Here is a 16,391-nt window from a genome sequence, read left to right as displayed (position 1 = left end):
ATAGAACCGGATTACCGGGAAACGAAGGCGCCGGGAGCGCCGCAACGGAGGAAAAATAATGCGTACAATTTCGAAAATGCTTCTCGGGACAGCGATCGCTGCGGCAATCACCATGCCGGCCTCGGCTAAGGATTTGCAGAAGATCGGCATCTCTGTCGGCTTGCTCGGCAACCCGTTTTTCGTCGCAACAATCAAGGGCATCGAGGATCGTGCGAGGGAAATCAACCCGAACGTCGAAGTGACTTCGGTTTCGGCCGACTATGACCTCAACAAGCAGGTCTCGCAGATGGAAAGCTTCGTTGCGGCCGGCGTAGACATCATCATGCTCAATGCCGTTGACGCAAAGGCAATCGCGCCAGCGGTCAAAAAGGCTCAGGCGGCCGGTGTGATTGTCGCCGCGTTCGACGTTTCGGCGCCGGGTGCAGACGTCACCGTCATGACCAACAATATCAAGGCAGGCGAAGAGGCTTGCCAGTACATCGTCGACCAAATCAAGGGCAAGGGTGATGTCGTCATCATCAACGGACCGGCGTCTTCATCGATCATCGACCGCGTGCAGGGGTGCAAGAACGTCCTGGCCAAGAGCCCTGACATCAAGATCCTGTCCGACGACCAGAATGCCCAAGGCTCGCGCGACGGCGGCATGGCAGTGATGCAGGGTCTGCTGACCCGCTTCGACAAGATCGACGCCGTATTCGCGATCAATGATCCGACTGCAATCGGCGCCGAACTTGCGGCCAAGCAGCTGAACCGCAACGAGTTCTTCTTCACCGCTGTGGACGGCGCTCCCGATATCGAAAAGTCGCTTTCAAGCGGCAAGTCGATGATCAAGGCATCTGCGTCGCAGGACCCTTACACCATGGCCGGGGACTCCCTGACGCTGGCTGTTGATCTCCTCAACGGCAAGAAGCCGGCACAGGACACCATCCTCCTCGACCCCAAACTCATCACTGCCGATAACATCAAGGATTACAAGGGCTGGACTGCAGCTCGCTAAGGACTCCTCCCGAGTGACCCGCCGTCGTCATCGTGGCGCGGCGGGTCATGATCCAAACACAAAAATCGCAGGAAACGTTGTCCCATGTCCAAAATTGGCGTCCATTCCTTCGTCTGGAGCGCAGGCTCGTCGAAGGACGATTTGGAGAATGCGCTTACCAAGACGTATGACCTTGGCTACAAACTCATTGAATTTTCTTACCTCGATCCAAAGCAGGTGGATGTTAAATGGCTTTCTGGTCGCCTCAAGGAGCTCGATCTCGATGTCGCGATCAGCATGGGTCTTCCTTCCGAGGGTGACATTTCGAGCAGCGATAAGTCGGTTGTCAACAACGGGCGGGACATACTCGATAAGGCCGTCGCTCTCGTCAGGGATCTCGGCGGCACCAAGCTCGCCGGCATCCTGAGTTCTGCCCATGGGAAACAGGAGCAGGCACTTACAAAGAAGGCCTGGGACACAAGCGTTTCAACCTTGTCGAAGGTGGCCGATCGAGCGAAGTCTGCGGGCGTGACGCTGAACCTTGAGATCGTCAACCGCTTCGAGAGCAACATGCTCAACACGGCCTCTCAGGGTCTGGCGTATATCAAAGATACCGGTGCATCGAATGTTCTGCTGCATCTCGATACTTTCCACATGAACATCGAAGAGGCTGATGTTGGGTTAGCCATCCGTCACGCGGCCGACAAGATCGGCTACATGCACATTGGCGAGAGCCACCGTGGGTACCTTGGTACCGGCAACATCAACTTCGCAGGCATCTTCGATGCGCTAGTTGCGATAGGCTGGACAGACTACGTGACGTTCGAGTCGTTCTCGACCACAATTGTCGACAAAGATCTTTCGCTCAAGACCGCGATTTGGCGGAACCTCTGGGACGACAATGTCGCGTTGGCGCGACATGCCCGCAATTTTATTGAACTTGGCATGGAAACCGCAACGATCAAGGCGGCTTTGGTAAAGAAGGCGCATTTCGCGTTCTAAGTAATGGTTTCAATGCCTGGCGGGTCGGCTGAGCATCCCTTAATCGACACAACATGGCCATGGCGGCAAACTTGAGCAGCACCTGCCAACGGCCGCCCGAGCGCGCCAATAGCGGATCGTTCAAAAACTCGCGCAAATCCGTCTCGATTGGAGGACCGAGCCTGGTCTCGCGGGGCAGGGATCGCGACAGGCGCTGCGACCGCCGTCATGATCGTACAGAGTGAGTCATGACGGTTGTGGATACTGGAATGGTCATCGTGGTTATCGGGAACATCGCCGCGGTTACCGGCGCCACACCGACCGCTACTACTACGCCACCCGTCTTAGAACTCTTCGTCCTATAACAACAAAGAGCCGCTGCGCCTGGGACAGCGGCTCATTGTTAGCCTGAAGTGTTTCCAACATTTTGATCCTGAGCAGGCTGCGGTTTTCACGGTGCGGAGGTTCAGGCGGGCGGGTCTGTTGGGGCGCGATGCAGCCCACCGGAGATACGAGGACAATAAAGACATGCATAACGCACCGCTTGCAGGGCGCTTCCGTTCATTTCAGAGCTCTCCGTTGAGACAGAAGACTGAGAGCGCGACGGCCAGGAGAACCTTATAGCCGGGATCGAACAAACGGTTTCGAAACCCTAGGTGCGTTCCTGATCATCAGAAGCGTCGCGCAGTCCACTCGGCACCACGCACCGTCACTGAATGACGATGACTGTCAAACCGCCTTAACGATCGTCTCCAGTAACAGCATGCCTGTGGAACTGGCCGAAAGACCGAGGTCACGCACGCTGCTCATATGGTTGACACCAGCGATTGATCTTTTTGCCACTGCTAGACTCTGCATTTCCAGAAACATCACAAAATCACTTGCCTGCTTGTGAAACGGAGGCGTCTCTTCGACGCCGACCGCGACTGTCACGTGACAGTCACGGTCAAAGGACTTTGAGATCGGTGAAAAGGCCAGGACTTCCTCATCCGTGATGCCGATTTCGTCAGCCAAGAACGATTTCTGAAGCGGCTTGAGGTCATAGATGCCCCCTAACAAAAACGCCGCCGCGATACCTGACCGCTCTTCCTGTGTGTTGAACAGGAAGGTTGCAAGATGCGCTCCGGCTGAATGTCCGCTGACCGTCAAGCGCGACGGATCGCCACCGTACGTGGCTATGTTGTCCACCGCCCATCGTTTGGCACGGCGCACTTGATCGACCAGCACGTCCATACGGACGCTTGGCATCAGGGCATAATCGACGATGATGGCAATCGCCCCGGCACTCGTCACGGTGTTGGCGACATATGAGTAGTCTCGTTTAGAGAACATCCTCCAGTAGCCGCCGTGAATAAACATATGCACGGGTAGATTTTTCCGCGAGCCTTCCGGGAAAAAGATGTCGACGGTCTCGGATGGACCGTCGCCATAGGGAACGTCCGCTGCCATGGGTAAGCTGTCGCGGGTCCGGGCGCTTGACGCGACAATCTCCTCAACGATCGCATCGAACTCGGCGACATGTGCTCGAATGCGGAACGGGTCATTTTCCAAAGCTTCCGCTCCTCGCGTTTCTAAAAGCTGGTAGCGATATATTTCGCTTCCATGAATTCAGCAATGCCATGGTGCTGCCCGCCTTCACGTCCGAGACCGCTCTGCTTGACACCTCCAAAGGGGGCAGCCGGGTCCGAGACCAACCCTCTGTTCAAAGCGATCATCCCTGCTTCCAGGGCGGAGGCGACGCGCAGGCCGCGACCAACATCACGCGTATAGACGTAGGCGGCTAGACCATATTCTGTATCGTTGGCGCGGCTGACAGCTTCCTCCTCGGTTTCGAAACGATAGAGTGGCGCGACCGGACCGAAGATTTCTTCGTGCGCCATCTCGCAGGTGGCTGAAACGTCGACCAGAACAGTTGGTGGGTAGAAGAAACCGGGTCCTTCCGGTGCTTCTCCACCGCATAGAACACGCGCACCCTTCGTTTTCGAATCCTCAACCAGGCGGCCAATCTTTTCGACGGCCTTGCTGGTAATCATCGGCCCGCACTCGGTGGCCCCATCAGTGCCTGCGCCGACCTTCAACGCGGCCATGCGTTTCGACAGGCCTTCCGCAAAAGCGTCGTATATTCCTGACTGGACATAGAAGCGGTTGGCGGCGGTGCAGGCTTCTCCGGCATTACGCATCTTGGCGATCATCGCGCCGTCCAGCGAGGCTTCCAGGTCCGCGTCATCAAAGACGACAAAGGGCGCATTGCCGCCGAGTTCCATCGAACAGGAGATCACGTGTTTTGCCGCTTCCGCCAGTAGATGGCGGCCCACACCCGTCGATCCGGTGAATGACAGTTTCCTGACACGGGGATCCGACAGTATTTCGGCGGTGACAGGACCTGGTGTGCTGGTTGTGATCACATTGACGACACCCGGCGGCACCCCGGCTTCTTCGTAGATCGCTGCGAGCGCGTAGGCCGTCAGCGGCGTTTCACTAGCAGGCTTGAGAATGACGGTGCACCCGGCCGCCAAGGCAGGCGCAATTTTCCGGGTTGCCATGGCTGCAGGAAAATTCCAGGGGGTTATAAGCAGGCAAATTCCGATCGGCTGGTAATCGACGATGATGCGGTTTGTCCCTGCAGGTGCGATCCCGAATTCCCCGGTAATCCGAACAGCTTCTTCCGCGTTCCACCGGAAGAATTCAGCGGCATAGGCGACTTCCCCGCGGGCGTCGCGCAGGGCTTTGCCGTTTTCCATCGAGATCAAGGTCGCGAGCATCTCAGACCGCTCGACCATAAGTTCGAAACAACGGCGCAGGATTTCAGAACGCTTGCGGGGGGGGGTTGCACGCCATAACGGCGCCGCCGCCGCTGCGGCTTCAATGGCGATGCGGGCGTCCTCGACGGTCGCGTCCGGCACAGACGTCAGACGTTCGCCGGTCGAAGGGTCCACGACGTCGATTGTCTGGCCACCGTGCGATGGTTTCCAGCTTCCGTCAATGTAAAGTCCTCGCGAGGCAGCATCGATGTCTGGCGCCTGATTGGCGAGCTGGGATGTTTTTTGTGCAATGGTCATGTCGTTTCCTCGAAGTCAGATGGCGGAAGCGGCGAAGTCGCCGTCATAAGCCGCTCTCACGAGACGCTTCATCGCGTCGAGATCGAACGGCCTGGGGTTGTTCTTGATCAGCCTATCGATGCCGAAAGCCTGCTCCGCGGTCCAATCGACCTTGTCGGCAGGCAGGCCCAGCTCGGCGAGCGTTGGAGTAATGCCGATCGCGGCGAACAGTCTACGGATCTCGTCAATAGCTGCCGTTGCCCTCTGCTCCGCGTCCTGGTTCTGGTTACCGAGGCCTAGCGCGGAACCGATCTGCGCCATCTCAACGGCTGACGTCGACTTATTGTAATTCATCACGTATGGCATCATGGTTGCCACGCCGAGACCGTGCGCTGTATGGGTTAGCGCTCCTGCAGGGTATTGGATGGCATGGGCTGCGGCGGTCCCGGCGGTCCCAAAGGCGCAGCCTGCGGCCAATGCTCCCATCATGACGTCAGCTCTCGCGTCCTCGTCAGATCCATCCCTACAAGCCTTTTCCAAGCTGCGTCCGAGTAGTTTGATGGCGAGAAGCGCAAAGTGGTCCGTGAGAGCACTCTTTCCGATGAACACATGATCCTGCGCCAAGGCGTGGTCGGATCCCCTTCGTGCCGCGGTGAATGCTTCGATGGCATGTGTAAGGGCGTCTGCCCCTGCCACCGCCGTCAAACCGGGCGGACACGTCATCGTCAGATCGGGATCGCAGATCGCCGTTGTCGCTATCAGGTACGGACTGGAAATTCCGACCTTAAGCGTGCGTTCGGAGTCGGAAATCACAGCAACTGGCGTCACTTCGGAACCAGTGCCAGCCGTGGTGGGAACAGCGATGATCGGTAGTATCGGTCCCGGAACTTTAAATTCACCGTAATATTCCTGAAGGCGCCCCCCGTGGCTCAAAAGGAGGGCTGCGCATTTGGCCATATCCAGGCAACTCCCCCCTCCAATGCCGATCACCATGTCAGGACCGAACGCGCGGGCATCGGCGACGCAAACAGCGACGGTCTCCTGCGGGACGTCCGGGAGGACGGCGTCGTAAATCAAAACCTCGACAAATTCAGCTTCCAGGGCATTGACGATTTCCGCAAAAGTCGATGTTGCCGCAAAACGCTCGTCGGTGCAGATCAGGGCTCGTTTCCCAAGCCTGGCAGCGACCTTTGGCAATGCATGACGCTGTCCTTTGCCAAACAGAATTTCGTGTGGGAGCCGGATGGCGGCAAAAAGGGTCATCGTGCATGTCCTTTGGAGAGCGATTTGGTCGTATGAGTAAGGGCGTTGAGGTCTTGCCATAGCTTTGGAGCAATCTCGAAACCCTTGATAAGCGCTTCGGATCGCCTAGCAGCCGCGCCGTCGCCGGGCACAGCGACAGGTGTATTTGCTTTCGAGGGGGGAGAGGCGCGGACCAAGTCCAGATAGGCTGCAAGTCGCACCATCAGATCGGGCTGCATGCCAATGTCGATTGCGATAAACACGTCCCCCTTGTTGCAAACCATGTCCGCATCAAGCGTGCCTCGAACGTCTGGTGCTAAAGCCGAGCCCGCCAAGGCAGCGACGAGGAGTTCAAGAGCCATGCCCAGAGCATAGCCCTTGGCGTCGCCGAACGGAGCAATCGCTCCCTTCGTGGCGCGAGCTGCGTCGGTGGTGGGCTGGCCTGTTTCATCTCGCGCCCACCCAAGCGGGATCGACAATCCGTTGGCCGCATGATGGTGAATTTTACCCATGGACACGACGCCAGTGGCGAGATCGACCACCATCGGCCTGTTCGCAGTCGGGACAGCAATCGCCAACGGATTGGTGCCGAGGACGGCGAGTGTACCGCCATAGGGATGGACCAGTGCCTCGCTCGACGAAAGCGCGATGCCAACTTGGCCGCGGGTCGCGAGCCACTCGACATAATACGCAAGCATTCCCAGATGGTTCGAGTTGCGGATGCCGCATACGGCGACGCCGAAGCTCTCCGCCCGCTCGCTCAACTGTTTCAGCGCTGATACAGCCACGACTGGCCCGAGTCCTTTATGGCCGTCGACCTCCAAAAATGACGGAGACCGCCAGATCGCTATGCCTTCAGTTTGAGGGTCAATAAGGCCACCTTCAATCCGCGTCAGGATTCGAGGTAACCGTTGAAGGCCGTGCGACGGATGGCCTTTGAGCTCAGCATCAACGAGCACCTGCGCCTGTAGTGAAGCGTGGGCAGACGGGGCGTCGCGCTGCTCCAGAAGGGTGGAAACCAACTGTACCGCATCTTCTTGTAACACCCTCATGAACTCTCCAATATAAAATCGTATAGGATATGGGATTGCATATAGGGCACCATCGTGTTAGCTGTCGATCATGTCAAGAGGCAAGATATGCAGAACAGAAATTCCACGAACCTGACCAACGCGCCCGACCACAGCGGCTTTATCCAGCGCAGCAACAGCCTGGCTGAAAGTGTGTACGAGGCGATTTTCGCTCAGCTCATGGCGCTTAAGATCTCGCCTGGGGGCCGCATATCTGTCGATAATATGGTGCGGGAACTGAACGTCTCGCAGACCCCTATCCGGGAGGCGCTCGGCAGGCTCGAGGGTGAAGGGCTGGTCGTCAAGACACATTTAATCGGTTACAGCGCGGCCCCACAAATCACCCGGCGTAGGTTCGACGAATTGTACGAACTGCGCCTGTTGCTTGAGCCGGATGGTGCTGCCAAGGCAGCTGCCGGAATGGATGAGGCGAAGCTTGCTTCACTTCAGGAGGCGGGTGGTGTGATGGGTCGCAAGGAAGGGACCGACGAGCGTATCCGCTATTCGACGTTCGCCCGGCAGGACGCGGTTTTCCACGACAGGATAATGGAGTTCGCAGGAAACGAGTTGATCCGCGAGACGCTCAATCACCAGCACACGCATTTTCACATCTTTCGCTTGATGTTCCATTCACGGGTCACCGAGGAAGCCCTGGACGAGCATGAAGCTTTGTTGGCGGCGTTTACTGCCGGGGATGCGAACGCCGCTGAGAAAGCAATGCGGCTGCACTTAGAGCACTCGCGTGACCGTCTTCTTCCGGCGTTCGAATGAGGGGGCTCCCATGTCGGTTGGTTTGAGTCTCCACCGGGAGAAATGCGACGTGTCGAACCGCGGTAGTGAGGAGCGTCAGCCTGTCCTTCGGGCGGACGGGATGTCAAAGGACTATGGCCCGGTCACTGTGCTGTCCGACGTGTCGCTTGATGTTCTTCCCGGCGAAATTCATGCCATCATTGGAGAGAACGGCGCGGGCAAATCGACTTTCATGCGGCTCCTTTCAGGCTACGCCGAGCCGACAGCCGGAACACTCACGATGGCAGGACGGGAAGTCAGCTTCTCGAAGCCTGAACATGCGCACCAAGCTGGGATCGTCCTGGTCCACCAAGAAATCTTGCTGGCAGATGGCTTGACGGTTGCGGAGAACTTGTTTCTCGGGCGAGAGTTGATGCGCAATGGAATGGTCGATGACCGGACGATGCGCCGGCTTGCAACCGAAAAGCTCTCCCAGTTGGGCTGTCACGTTAAGCCGAACGCATTGGTTCGGGAAATTTCGCTCGCTGATCGCCAACTCGTACAGATCGCTCGCGCACTTCTTGACGATTACAAGCTGGTTATTTTCGACGAGCCGACCGCAGTCCTTACGGGGGACGAAGTCGAGCGGCTTCTGACAATCATCCAGCAGCTCAAAGAACAGGGCGCGGCGGTTCTCTATATCAGCCATCGTCTCGACGAGGTTCAGCGCCTCGCCGACAAGGTCAGTGTCCTGCGCGATGGCAAGCTCGTGGGAACGTATCCGGGCAGTGGCCTCAGCCAAATGGACATGGCTCGCCTCATGGTCGGCCGGGATCTTGCGGCTCTCTACCCAGAGAAGCGTGTTGATGTTTCCGGGGAGCCGTCGTTGGAGGTGCGGGGCCTGATCGTCCCCGGCTATGCCAAGGATATATCCTTCACCGCACGGAAGGGCGAAATCCTCGGGTTCGCGGGTATGATCGGTGCAGGTCGAACCGAGGTGTTCGAAGGCATCATGGGGCTACGTGCATCCAGCGGGTCGGTCACGCTCGACGGCAGGTCGATAGACATCCGCTCGCCTCGGGCGGCCATGGACGCGGGCATCGGCTACCTCACAGAGGATCGAAAAGGCAAGGGGTTGCTGCTCCACGAGCGGCTTGGGCCCAATTTGACGCTGTCCGCGCTGTCGCGGTTTCACCCTGGCCTGATGATGCGCAGGGCTCGAGAGCAGACAGCGCTTATTGACGCCGTCGACGAATACGACATTCGGCTGAAAACGCTGGGCGTCAGGGCAGGCCAACTTTCAGGTGGTAACCAGCAGAAACTGCTGCTGGCTAAAGTTCTCATGACCAACCCGTCCGTGGTCGTCATCGACGAGCCGACACGAGGCATCGATATTGCCAACAAAGCGCAAATCTACGCCTTCATCCACCGATTGGTTGGCGAGGGCAGGACGTGCATCGTCATCTCATCGGAAATGCAGGAGCTGATCGGCATCTGCGATCGAATTCTTGTGATGCGGGAGGGGCGGATCACAGGCGAGGTAACCGGAGGCGGGATGACGGAACATGAGATTGCGCTGCTTGCGACCAGCGATGTGACGACAGCAGACAGGCAGGGAGGAACGACATGAGTGCCATTGTAGGATCGACGCCGCTTCGACAGGAACGGGAATGGAACATCGGTTGGGCAGACGTGGGGCCATTCCTGGCTTTGCTGGCGCTGCTGGTGATCGGCTTTCTCATCAATCCGGATTTTTTGTCAGCCACCAATCTTGGAAACGTCATTACCCGAAGTGCGTTCATCGCCATCATAGCCGTTGGCGCAACATTTGTGATCTCGTCGGGGGGACTGGACCTGTCCGTTGGTTCGATGGCTGCCTTCATCACGGGTATCACCATCCTCTTCATGAACAGCATGGCGCCTGAATGGGGTCTCGCGGCAATTCCAGCAGGGATGGTTGTGGCGATCGTCATCGGCACTGCCTGCGGTCTGATGAACGGTCTCATCGTGACCGTCGGCAAGATCGAGCCGTTCATTGCGACGCTAGGGACGATGGGCATCTTCCGAGCCTTGATCACCTATATGTCTGACGGCGGAACGATCCCGATCGACCGCAGCCTGCGTGAGGCCTATCGCCCTGTCTATTTCGGTACGGTCGGCGGAATATCGGTCCCTATCCTGATCTCGATTGCGGTCGCCGCGGTTGCCTCCTTCGCCCTTTACAAGATGAAGTACGGGAGAAAGTGTGCGGCTGTGGGAGCAAACGAGGACGTCGCCCGCTACTCAGGCATCTCGATCATCAAAACCCGGACCATTGCCTATGCGATCCAAGGCGCATGCGTTGCAATCGCTGCCATTTGCTACGTGCCACGTCTTGGTGCGGCGACGCCGACAACCGGGGTCCTGTGGGAACTCCAGGTCATCACCGCCGTCGTCATCGGCGGTACGGCACTGCGGGGCGGTAAAGGCCACGTCTGGGGAACGGTCGCGGGTGCCGTCATTCTCGAGCTCATCGCCAATCTGATGGTTCTGTCTGATCTCGTCTCGGAGTACCTCGTGGCGGGGGTGCAGGGGGTCATCATTATCATCGCGATGCTCATTCAAAGGTTTTCGAAATAATCCGTGTCCGGACCGCATGGGTGCTTATTTTTGGGTCCAATTCTGGGAGGAATTTAATGTTTAAGACCAAATTGATTGCGGCGGCTGCCATCGGCAGCTTGCTGATTGCGGGACAAGCGCTCGCCGCCGATAAGAAGGTGGTCGCTGTATCGATCCCGGCAGCCGACCATGGTTGGACTGCAGGTGTCGTCTACCATGCGCAGGCGGCCGCCAAGGAAATCAATGCTGCATTTCCCGGCGTTGAGGTCATCGTCAAGACCTCGCCATCAGCAACCGCGCAAGTGAGTGCCTTGGAAGATTTGTCCGCTGGCCGTAAGCTCGACGCCCTGGTCATACTGCCGTATTCGTCGGAGGAGCTGACGACCCCCGTCAAAGCCGTCAAGGACGCCGGAACGTTCATCACCGTCGTCGACCGCGGTTTGAGCGACGCCACAATCCAAGATCTATACCTTGCGGGCGACAATATCGCTGTTGGCCGCAATACGGCGAAGTACATGATCGACAAACTTCGCGGCAAGGGCAATCTCGTAGTTCTGCGCGGCATCCCGACGGTCATCGACGACGAGCGCATCAAGGGCTTCAACGACGCCATCCAGGGCACGGAACTCAAAGTCCTCGACATCCAGTATGCAAACTGGAACAGCGACGAAGCGTTCAAATTGATGCAGGACTACCTTGCAAAGTATCCGCAGATCGATGCCGTCTGGGCCAACGATGATGACATGCTTCTCGGCGTGCTAGAAGCCGTCAAGGAGTCCGGACGCAAGGACATCAAGCTTGCTCTCGGTGGCAATGGTATGAAAGACATCGTCAAGAAGGTCATCGATGGAGATGCGATGACCCCGGTTGAGACCCCATATCCACCAGCGATGATCAAGACAGCGATCTACATGACAGTCGCCAATCTTATCGGACAAGCGCCAGTACGCGGCACCGTCAAGCTCGACGCACCGCTGATCACCCAGGAAAATGCGCAGGAATACTATTTCCCGGATTCCCCGTTCTAACCCCAACCTAAACCGGGGCGGCGCGATGCCGCCCCACTGCATGCAGCAAGAGGAGCAGATCATGCCAGGCAAGAAAATACTGATGCTGACCGGTGAGTTCACCGAGGAATACGAGATTTTCGTTTTTCAGCAGGCGATGGAAGCTATCGGACATACCGTTCACGTCATCTGCCCCGATAAAAATGCGGGCGATCTCATCAAGACGTCTTTGCACGACTTCGAGGGGGACCAGACCTATACCGAGAAACTCGGCCACTTCTTCACGATCAACAAAACGTTTTCGGAAGCCGAGAAGCAGCTCGACCAGTACCATGCGGTTTACGCTGCAGGCGGACGCGGTCCAGAATACATCCGGACAGACAAGCGCGTTCAATCGATTGTTAGGCACTTCCACGAGACGAAGAAGCCAATCTTCACCATCTGCCACGGCGTTCAGATCCTTATTGCCGTCGACGGCGTTGTCCGTGGCAAGAAGGTTGCAGCACTTGGAGCATGCGAGCCAGAGGTGACGCTGGCTGGCGGCACTTACATAGACCTGTCCCCGACAGAAGCCTACGTCGATGGCACCATGGTGTCGGCAAAAGGATGGACGGCATTGGCCGCGTTCATCAGGGAATGCCTGAAGGTGCTCGGCACGGAGATTCGCCACAGTGAAGACGTCGCGAAGGCCGCTTAACACCGTACTGTCCTATGTTGGATAATGACGAATGGCCGCCCTCGGGTGGCCATTCGTTTACCCGACGACCGCACCAGACAGTGCTGGTTCTTATATTGGCGTGGCGAGGCGAAAAAGTTAGACCAATTCCGGCTGCACAACAGCGGCGGCGGGCGCGGTCCCCGATCCTAAACCTTTCACGATCGTGGCAATACATATGTGCCATTCCATGGTTCTTTCGTTATAGTCGACGCCGACCAAACATTTGGGGTGACGATGAACGACCTCGCTGATACCGATTTTTTCCTTCATGTACCGATCGTCAAGAACTTCGCCGATCTTACGAACTTCGAAAGCTATAGACCACTACCAGACGGCTGGGTACTTGCTGTCGCCGATGTAGTCGACTCTACAAGCGCGATCGAGCAGGGAAAATACAAAGCGGTGAACACGGCCGGGGCAAGCGTTATAACCGCGCTGCTCAATGGGCTCGGCAGCCAAGCCTATCCGTTTGTCTTTGGAGGGGATGGTGCCATGCTGGCCTTGCCTGGTCACAAGGCACTTTCCGCGAAAGACATCCTTGCCACACTCACGGTCTGGGTATCCGAAGCAATTCAGCTAACAATGCGTGCCGCGATCGTTCCGGTCAGAGACATTTGAGATACGGGATTAGACGTGCTTGTAGCGCGGCACAAGGCCAGCGATAACGCGACGTATGCGATGTTCTCCGGTGGGGGATCCACTTGGGCGGAAGCCCAGATGAAGAGCGGGCGATATTCTGTTGGCGCTGCGGCACCTGGGTCTAGGCCTGACTTGACTGGACTTTCTTGCCGATGGGATCCAATTCCGTCACGTAATGGCGAGATCGTCTCGCTCATTGTCGCACCAGGTGTTCAGGGGCCGGATGAGAAGTTCAAATCGCTTCTATCTGATATCATATCGCTGGTCGCCGAACAGGAAAGAGACGGTCATCCACTTCCAGCCGATGGGCCGCCGCTCACGTTGACCACTAAAGGGATAGATACAGAGGCGCGAGCGACTGCAGTTGAGGGGCATCTGCTCGTGCGGAAACTTGGTATTTTTGCAGAAACCATGCTCGCTGTCGGGATCGACTACCTCGGATTACCCATCGGCTCATTCGACCCCAGACAATACAAAGTCGAGGTGGCCGAAAATTCTGACTTTCGGAAGTTCGACGACAGTCTGAAGATGACTGTTGACCTGGACTTTGAACGGAGTCGGCGATTGGAGCAGCGGCTGGAAAAGGCAGTTTTGGCGGGTATCTGCCAATACGGCATTCACAGACAATCAGAAGCGCTCATGACGTGTTTTGTACCCTCGCTTCACGCGAAGGACCACGTTCATTTTGTCGATGGTGCAAGCGGCGGGTATGCACTTGCTGCCAGTCGCTTAAAAAAGGGACAACCTTTTTCCCCGATAACGGCTTAAATCCAAGGGCAGTCTGGAGGCATTAGCATCATCCTGCCACTGATGACTGTCGCGCGAATTCTCGCTGTTGACACCTAGTAGGATGTCCTTTCGTCGATTCCGTCTACAGTTCCTCAAGATCGCACATGCGCTTTCGGAGTTGAACCGAAGGTGGATTTGTACGCATGTCCAAATGCACTCTGCGACGCATAGCCAACCTTGCGTGCAATGCTTGCGACCGTCTCATCACCCTCGATGAGCGCCGCGCGAGCGATGGTGAGACGCCACGCCCGCACGTAGGCGAGTGGCGGCTGTCCCACCCGGCTAGTGAACTCCGCAGAAAAGGCGGCCCGCGACATACCCGCCACCCCGGCGAGCTGGGCCACCGTCCACTGCTGCGCGACGTCCCCATGAATGACGCGTAGGACCCGACCGAGCCGGGGTTCCAACAGAGCACCAAGCCATCCGATCTCCACCTGCTCGATACTGCCGGCGTGGGCCCGGATCGCCTCGACGAGCAATACATCCGCGAGGCGGGCACTGACGATCTCGCTACCTATGATATCGCGCTCGATCTCGTCATTCATCAGCCCAAGGATTGTTGCTATCGCTCCGGATGCAGCCGAGGATCGGGGAACGAAAAGGAAATCAGGCAGCATGTCGAGCAGAAAGTCCGAATTTCCAGGATCGAACGTGACGGCTCCTCCGATTGCAATTGTCTCGTCACCCCCCAGACGGGCAACATCGCAGCCTGTACCATAGAAGGCTTGGCCATCGTTGGGCGGCACCTCTGGATCGCTGGCTATTGCATAGGCCACGCGCCCCAACAGGCAGACATCTCCTGCGCTCATACGATGAGGCGCCTGCGCCGGTCTGACGATCCAGGCTGTTCCCCGTAACAGTGCCACAAACTTGAGCCGGTCGAGCGCTGGAAATGAGAGAGCCCATCGTCCTGCGGCCTCCAGCCGGGTGCGGCGACTCACGCTGGCGCCAAGAACGTTGAGTACATCCGATAGGGGATCATTCATAGCTTTAGACGATCGCGATAATTTCATGGACTAACCAGCATAGGCCATCTTGTTCCCCATGCCTATCTTCTTGGACGACATCAATGAAGGAGACTAGCTATGGGTATCGAAGGCAAGGTTGTCGCTATCACGGGCGCAAGCAGCGGCATCGGTCGCGCGACGGCGAAACTTCTGGCAGAACGAGGGGCTTTTGTCGTATTGGGCGCGCGCCGCGAGGAGGCGCTGGCAGCGATCGTCAACGAGTTTACTGCTGCAGGCGGCAAGGCCGTATATAAGGCGACTGACGTCCGCCAAAGGAGCGATCTTGAAGCGCTTGTCGCATTTGCCATCGAGCATTGCGGCAGGCTTGACGTCCTCGTCAACAATGCCGGGATTGGGCCGCTATCGCGTTTCGATGCGCTCCGCGTCGAGGACTGGGACGCTATGATCGACGTCAATCTGCGTGGCACGCTCTACGGCATCGCGGCCGCACTGCCGGTCTTCCAGCGTCAACAATCGGGCCACGTCATCAACATCGTCTCGACTGCAGGCATCAAGATCGTCCCCACCATGGGTGTGTATGCGGCGACCAAGAACGCGGTACGGACCATAAGCGAAACCTTGAGGCAGGAAGCAGGACCGACTCTGAGAGTAACCGAGATTTCGCCAGGGATGATCTCTACCGACTTCGCAAGCTCGATAACTGATCCCGCCGTGAAGTCGGCTATTGAAGAACGCATTTCCAATGTAGCCATCCCACCGGCTTCGATCGCTCGGGGCATCGCCTACGCGATCGAGCAACCGGCCGATGTGGACGTCGGCAGTATTGTTATACGGCCGACCGCTCAAGATTGAACGGCTTGCGGCTGTCAACCTAGCAGCATTACAGATTAAAGCGGGCTGTCTGACGCCAGTGTCAAAGCGGAGGCGTCGCTTCCACTTTGCTGCGTCTCGGAAGCGGAGCCCCATGTAAATGTTGTGGTACTCGCGGCAGGCACGGACTTTGGGTTCAGCTGTTTGCATTTTGTGGGAAAAGTGCCTTGCGCGTTTCGTCATCCAGCACCGCCTTGAACGTATGCGCCGCTTTCAAAGCCAGGGCGTGCTGCACGGCCGGGCGTTCTGACATCGCCGTCATGAAACGCTTGACTGCGGGAAAATCGCCAAGGCCCTTTTCTCCGAATACATAGCCCGCAGACGCTGCCCATCCCCAAAGCGCCATGTCCGCAATGGTGTAATCGTCACCAGCCAGCCATTCTGACGTCCCGAGCCGCGTCTCGAGCACTTGATACGTTCGCTCGATCTCCTTCACATATCGTTTTTCCGCATAGGGAAGGTCTTCGGGGGCATAGTGCAGGAAGTGGATCGCTTGGCCGGAATAGGGGGATAAGCCGGTCGCGACCAGTTGGAACCACGACAACATGACGGCTTTCTTAGAAAGCTCCGTAGGGGTGAACCGTCCGTGCTTTTCAGCCAGGTAAAGCAGGATCGCATGGGAATCGAAAACGGTGACTTCGTCATCGACGAGGGCGGGCACCTTACCGTTAGGATCGACCGCTCGAAACTCAGGCGAATGTTGGGGGGTGCGGACGAAAACTTGGACCACCAAGGAGGTAGTTCATGTATTCCTACGCAGACAGAC

At 57.4% G+C, this 16,391-nt stretch carries 14 protein-coding genes and 1 pseudogene; 9 read left to right on the top strand and 6 right to left on the bottom strand.

Translation table 11 applies throughout. From position 1 onward, the window contains the following. The first annotated feature begins 58 nt into the window (after positions 1-58). Together ASD32_RS21215 and ASD32_RS21210 are read left to right on the top strand one after the other, a co-directional pair. Positions 59-997 carry an ABC transporter substrate-binding protein gene (locus ASD32_RS21215; RefSeq protein WP_060640049.1) on the top strand — a complete coding sequence of 313 codons (939 nt, stop codon included), beginning with the start codon at positions 59-61 and terminating at the stop codon, positions 995-997. Between the two features lie 84 nt (positions 998-1,081). Continuing rightward, a complete protein-coding gene (locus ASD32_RS21210; RefSeq protein ID WP_060640048.1) occupies positions 1,082-1,978 on the top strand; it encodes a sugar phosphate isomerase/epimerase in 897 nt (298 codons plus the stop codon). A 708-nt stretch (positions 1,979-2,686) separates the two neighbouring features. On the opposite strand, the gene ASD32_RS21205 is transcribed toward ASD32_RS21210, so the two are convergent. From ASD32_RS21205 to ASD32_RS21190, 4 genes are read right to left on the bottom strand one after another with little or no spacing between them, the layout of a single operon-like run. Further along, positions 2,687-3,508, bottom strand: coding sequence for an alpha/beta hydrolase (locus tag ASD32_RS21205; protein WP_060640047.1), 822 nt, complete (start codon positions 3,506-3,508; stop codon positions 2,687-2,689). A 20-nt stretch (positions 3,509-3,528) separates the two neighbouring features. Continuing rightward, entirely contained in the window at positions 3,529-5,016 is a 1,488-nt protein-coding gene (locus ASD32_RS21200) for an NAD-dependent succinate-semialdehyde dehydrogenase (protein WP_060640046.1), read from the bottom strand. A 15-nt stretch (positions 5,017-5,031) separates the two neighbouring features. Further along, positions 5,032-6,258: an iron-containing alcohol dehydrogenase gene (locus ASD32_RS21195; RefSeq protein ID WP_060640045.1), complete on the bottom strand. Its 1,227-nt coding sequence runs from the start codon at positions 6,256-6,258 to the stop codon at positions 5,032-5,034. Beyond that, a complete protein-coding gene (locus tag ASD32_RS21190; protein ID WP_060640044.1) occupies positions 6,255-7,289 on the bottom strand; it encodes an Ldh family oxidoreductase in 1,035 nt (344 codons plus the stop codon). Before ASD32_RS21190 ends, ASD32_RS21195 begins: the two co-directional genes overlap by 4 nt. Before the next feature lie 87 nt (positions 7,290-7,376). Between ASD32_RS21190 and ASD32_RS21185 the strand changes: the two genes are divergently transcribed. The 6 genes and pseudogenes from ASD32_RS21185 to ASD32_RS21160 all read left to right on the top strand — a co-directional run bounded on the left by ASD32_RS21185 (position 7,377) and on the right by ASD32_RS21160 (position 13,766). Then, positions 7,377-8,078 (top strand): GntR family transcriptional regulator, encoded by a 702-nt coding sequence (locus tag ASD32_RS21185; protein WP_060640043.1) that lies wholly within the window; start codon positions 7,377-7,379, stop codon positions 8,076-8,078. Between the two features lie 100 nt (positions 8,079-8,178). Then, a complete protein-coding gene (locus ASD32_RS21180; protein WP_244490226.1) occupies positions 8,179-9,666 on the top strand; it encodes a sugar ABC transporter ATP-binding protein in 1,488 nt (495 codons plus the stop codon). Next, a complete protein-coding gene (locus ASD32_RS21175) occupies positions 9,663-10,655 on the top strand; it encodes an ABC transporter permease (protein ID WP_060640041.1) in 993 nt (330 codons plus the stop codon). The genes ASD32_RS21180 and ASD32_RS21175 overlap by 4 nt, the downstream gene beginning before the upstream one ends. A gap of 56 nt (positions 10,656-10,711) precedes the next feature. Further along, positions 10,712-11,662: a substrate-binding domain-containing protein gene (locus ASD32_RS21170; protein ID WP_060640040.1), complete on the top strand. Its 951-nt coding sequence runs from the start codon at positions 10,712-10,714 to the stop codon at positions 11,660-11,662. A 61-nt stretch (positions 11,663-11,723) separates the two neighbouring features. Continuing rightward, positions 11,724-12,338, top strand: a complete 615-nt coding sequence (locus ASD32_RS21165) for a DJ-1/PfpI family protein (RefSeq protein ID WP_060640094.1) — start codon at positions 11,724-11,726, stop codon at positions 12,336-12,338. A gap of 255 nt (positions 12,339-12,593) precedes the next feature. Then, positions 12,594-13,766: pseudogene (locus ASD32_RS21160) on the top strand (DUF3095 domain-containing protein). A 113-nt stretch (positions 13,767-13,879) separates the two neighbouring features. On the opposite strand, the gene ASD32_RS21155 reads toward ASD32_RS21160, so the two are convergent. Further along, positions 13,880-14,800 (bottom strand): AraC family transcriptional regulator, encoded by a 921-nt coding sequence (locus tag ASD32_RS21155; protein WP_060640039.1) that lies wholly within the window; start codon positions 14,798-14,800, stop codon positions 13,880-13,882. A 72-nt stretch (positions 14,801-14,872) separates the two neighbouring features. Between ASD32_RS21155 and ASD32_RS21150 the strand changes: the two genes are divergently transcribed. Further along, a complete protein-coding gene (locus ASD32_RS21150) occupies positions 14,873-15,607 on the top strand; it encodes an SDR family oxidoreductase (RefSeq protein ID WP_060640038.1) in 735 nt (244 codons plus the stop codon). A 154-nt stretch (positions 15,608-15,761) separates the two neighbouring features. Here ASD32_RS21150 and ASD32_RS21145 read toward each other — a convergent pair whose 3' ends face one another. Further along, positions 15,762-16,355 carry a glutathione binding-like protein gene (locus ASD32_RS21145; protein WP_244490225.1) on the bottom strand — a complete coding sequence of 198 codons (594 nt, stop codon included), beginning with the start codon at positions 16,353-16,355 and terminating at the stop codon, positions 15,762-15,764. Positions 16,356-16,391 lie beyond the last annotated feature (36 nt).

Origin of the sequence: Rhizobium sp. Root483D2 (assembly GCF_001426685.1) — a bacterium.
Lineage (GTDB): Bacteria > Pseudomonadota > Alphaproteobacteria > Rhizobiales > Rhizobiaceae > Pararhizobium > Pararhizobium qamdonense.
The sequence above is the reverse complement of the archived record's forward strand: the minus strand, read 5'-3'. Positions and strand labels throughout refer to the sequence as shown.

What these genes read in the sequence shown, in the direction of transcription:
- ASD32_RS21175 (WP_060640041.1), top strand. Translation starts at nt 9,663, where the DNA reads ATGAGTGCCATTGTAGGATCGACGCCGCTTCGACAGGAACGGGAATGG.
- ASD32_RS21185 (WP_060640043.1), top strand. Translation starts at nt 7,377, where the DNA reads ATGCAGAACAGAAATTCCACGAACCTGACCAACGCGCCCGACCACAGC.
- ASD32_RS21210 (WP_060640048.1), top strand. Translation starts at nt 1,082, where the DNA reads ATGTCCAAAATTGGCGTCCATTCCTTCGTCTGGAGCGCAGGCTCGTCG.
- ASD32_RS21190 (WP_060640044.1), bottom strand. Translation starts at nt 7,289, where the DNA reads ATGAGGGTGTTACAAGAAGATGCGGTACAGTTGGTTTCCACCCTTCTG.
- ASD32_RS21155 (WP_060640039.1), bottom strand. Translation starts at nt 14,800, where the DNA reads ATGAAATTATCGCGATCGTCTAAAGCTATGAATGATCCCCTATCGGAT.
- ASD32_RS21215 (WP_060640049.1), top strand. Translation starts at nt 59, where the DNA reads ATGCGTACAATTTCGAAAATGCTTCTCGGGACAGCGATCGCTGCGGCA.
- ASD32_RS21200 (WP_060640046.1), bottom strand. Translation starts at nt 5,016, where the DNA reads ATGACCATTGCACAAAAAACATCCCAGCTCGCCAATCAGGCGCCAGAC.
- ASD32_RS21180 (WP_244490226.1), top strand. Translation starts at nt 8,179, where the DNA reads ATGTCAAAGGACTATGGCCCGGTCACTGTGCTGTCCGACGTGTCGCTT.
- ASD32_RS21165 (WP_060640094.1), top strand. Translation starts at nt 11,724, where the DNA reads ATGCCAGGCAAGAAAATACTGATGCTGACCGGTGAGTTCACCGAGGAA.
- ASD32_RS21170 (WP_060640040.1), top strand. Translation starts at nt 10,712, where the DNA reads ATGTTTAAGACCAAATTGATTGCGGCGGCTGCCATCGGCAGCTTGCTG.
- ASD32_RS21150 (WP_060640038.1), top strand. Translation starts at nt 14,873, where the DNA reads ATGGGTATCGAAGGCAAGGTTGTCGCTATCACGGGCGCAAGCAGCGGC.
- ASD32_RS21195 (WP_060640045.1), bottom strand. Translation starts at nt 6,258, where the DNA reads ATGACCCTTTTTGCCGCCATCCGGCTCCCACACGAAATTCTGTTTGGC.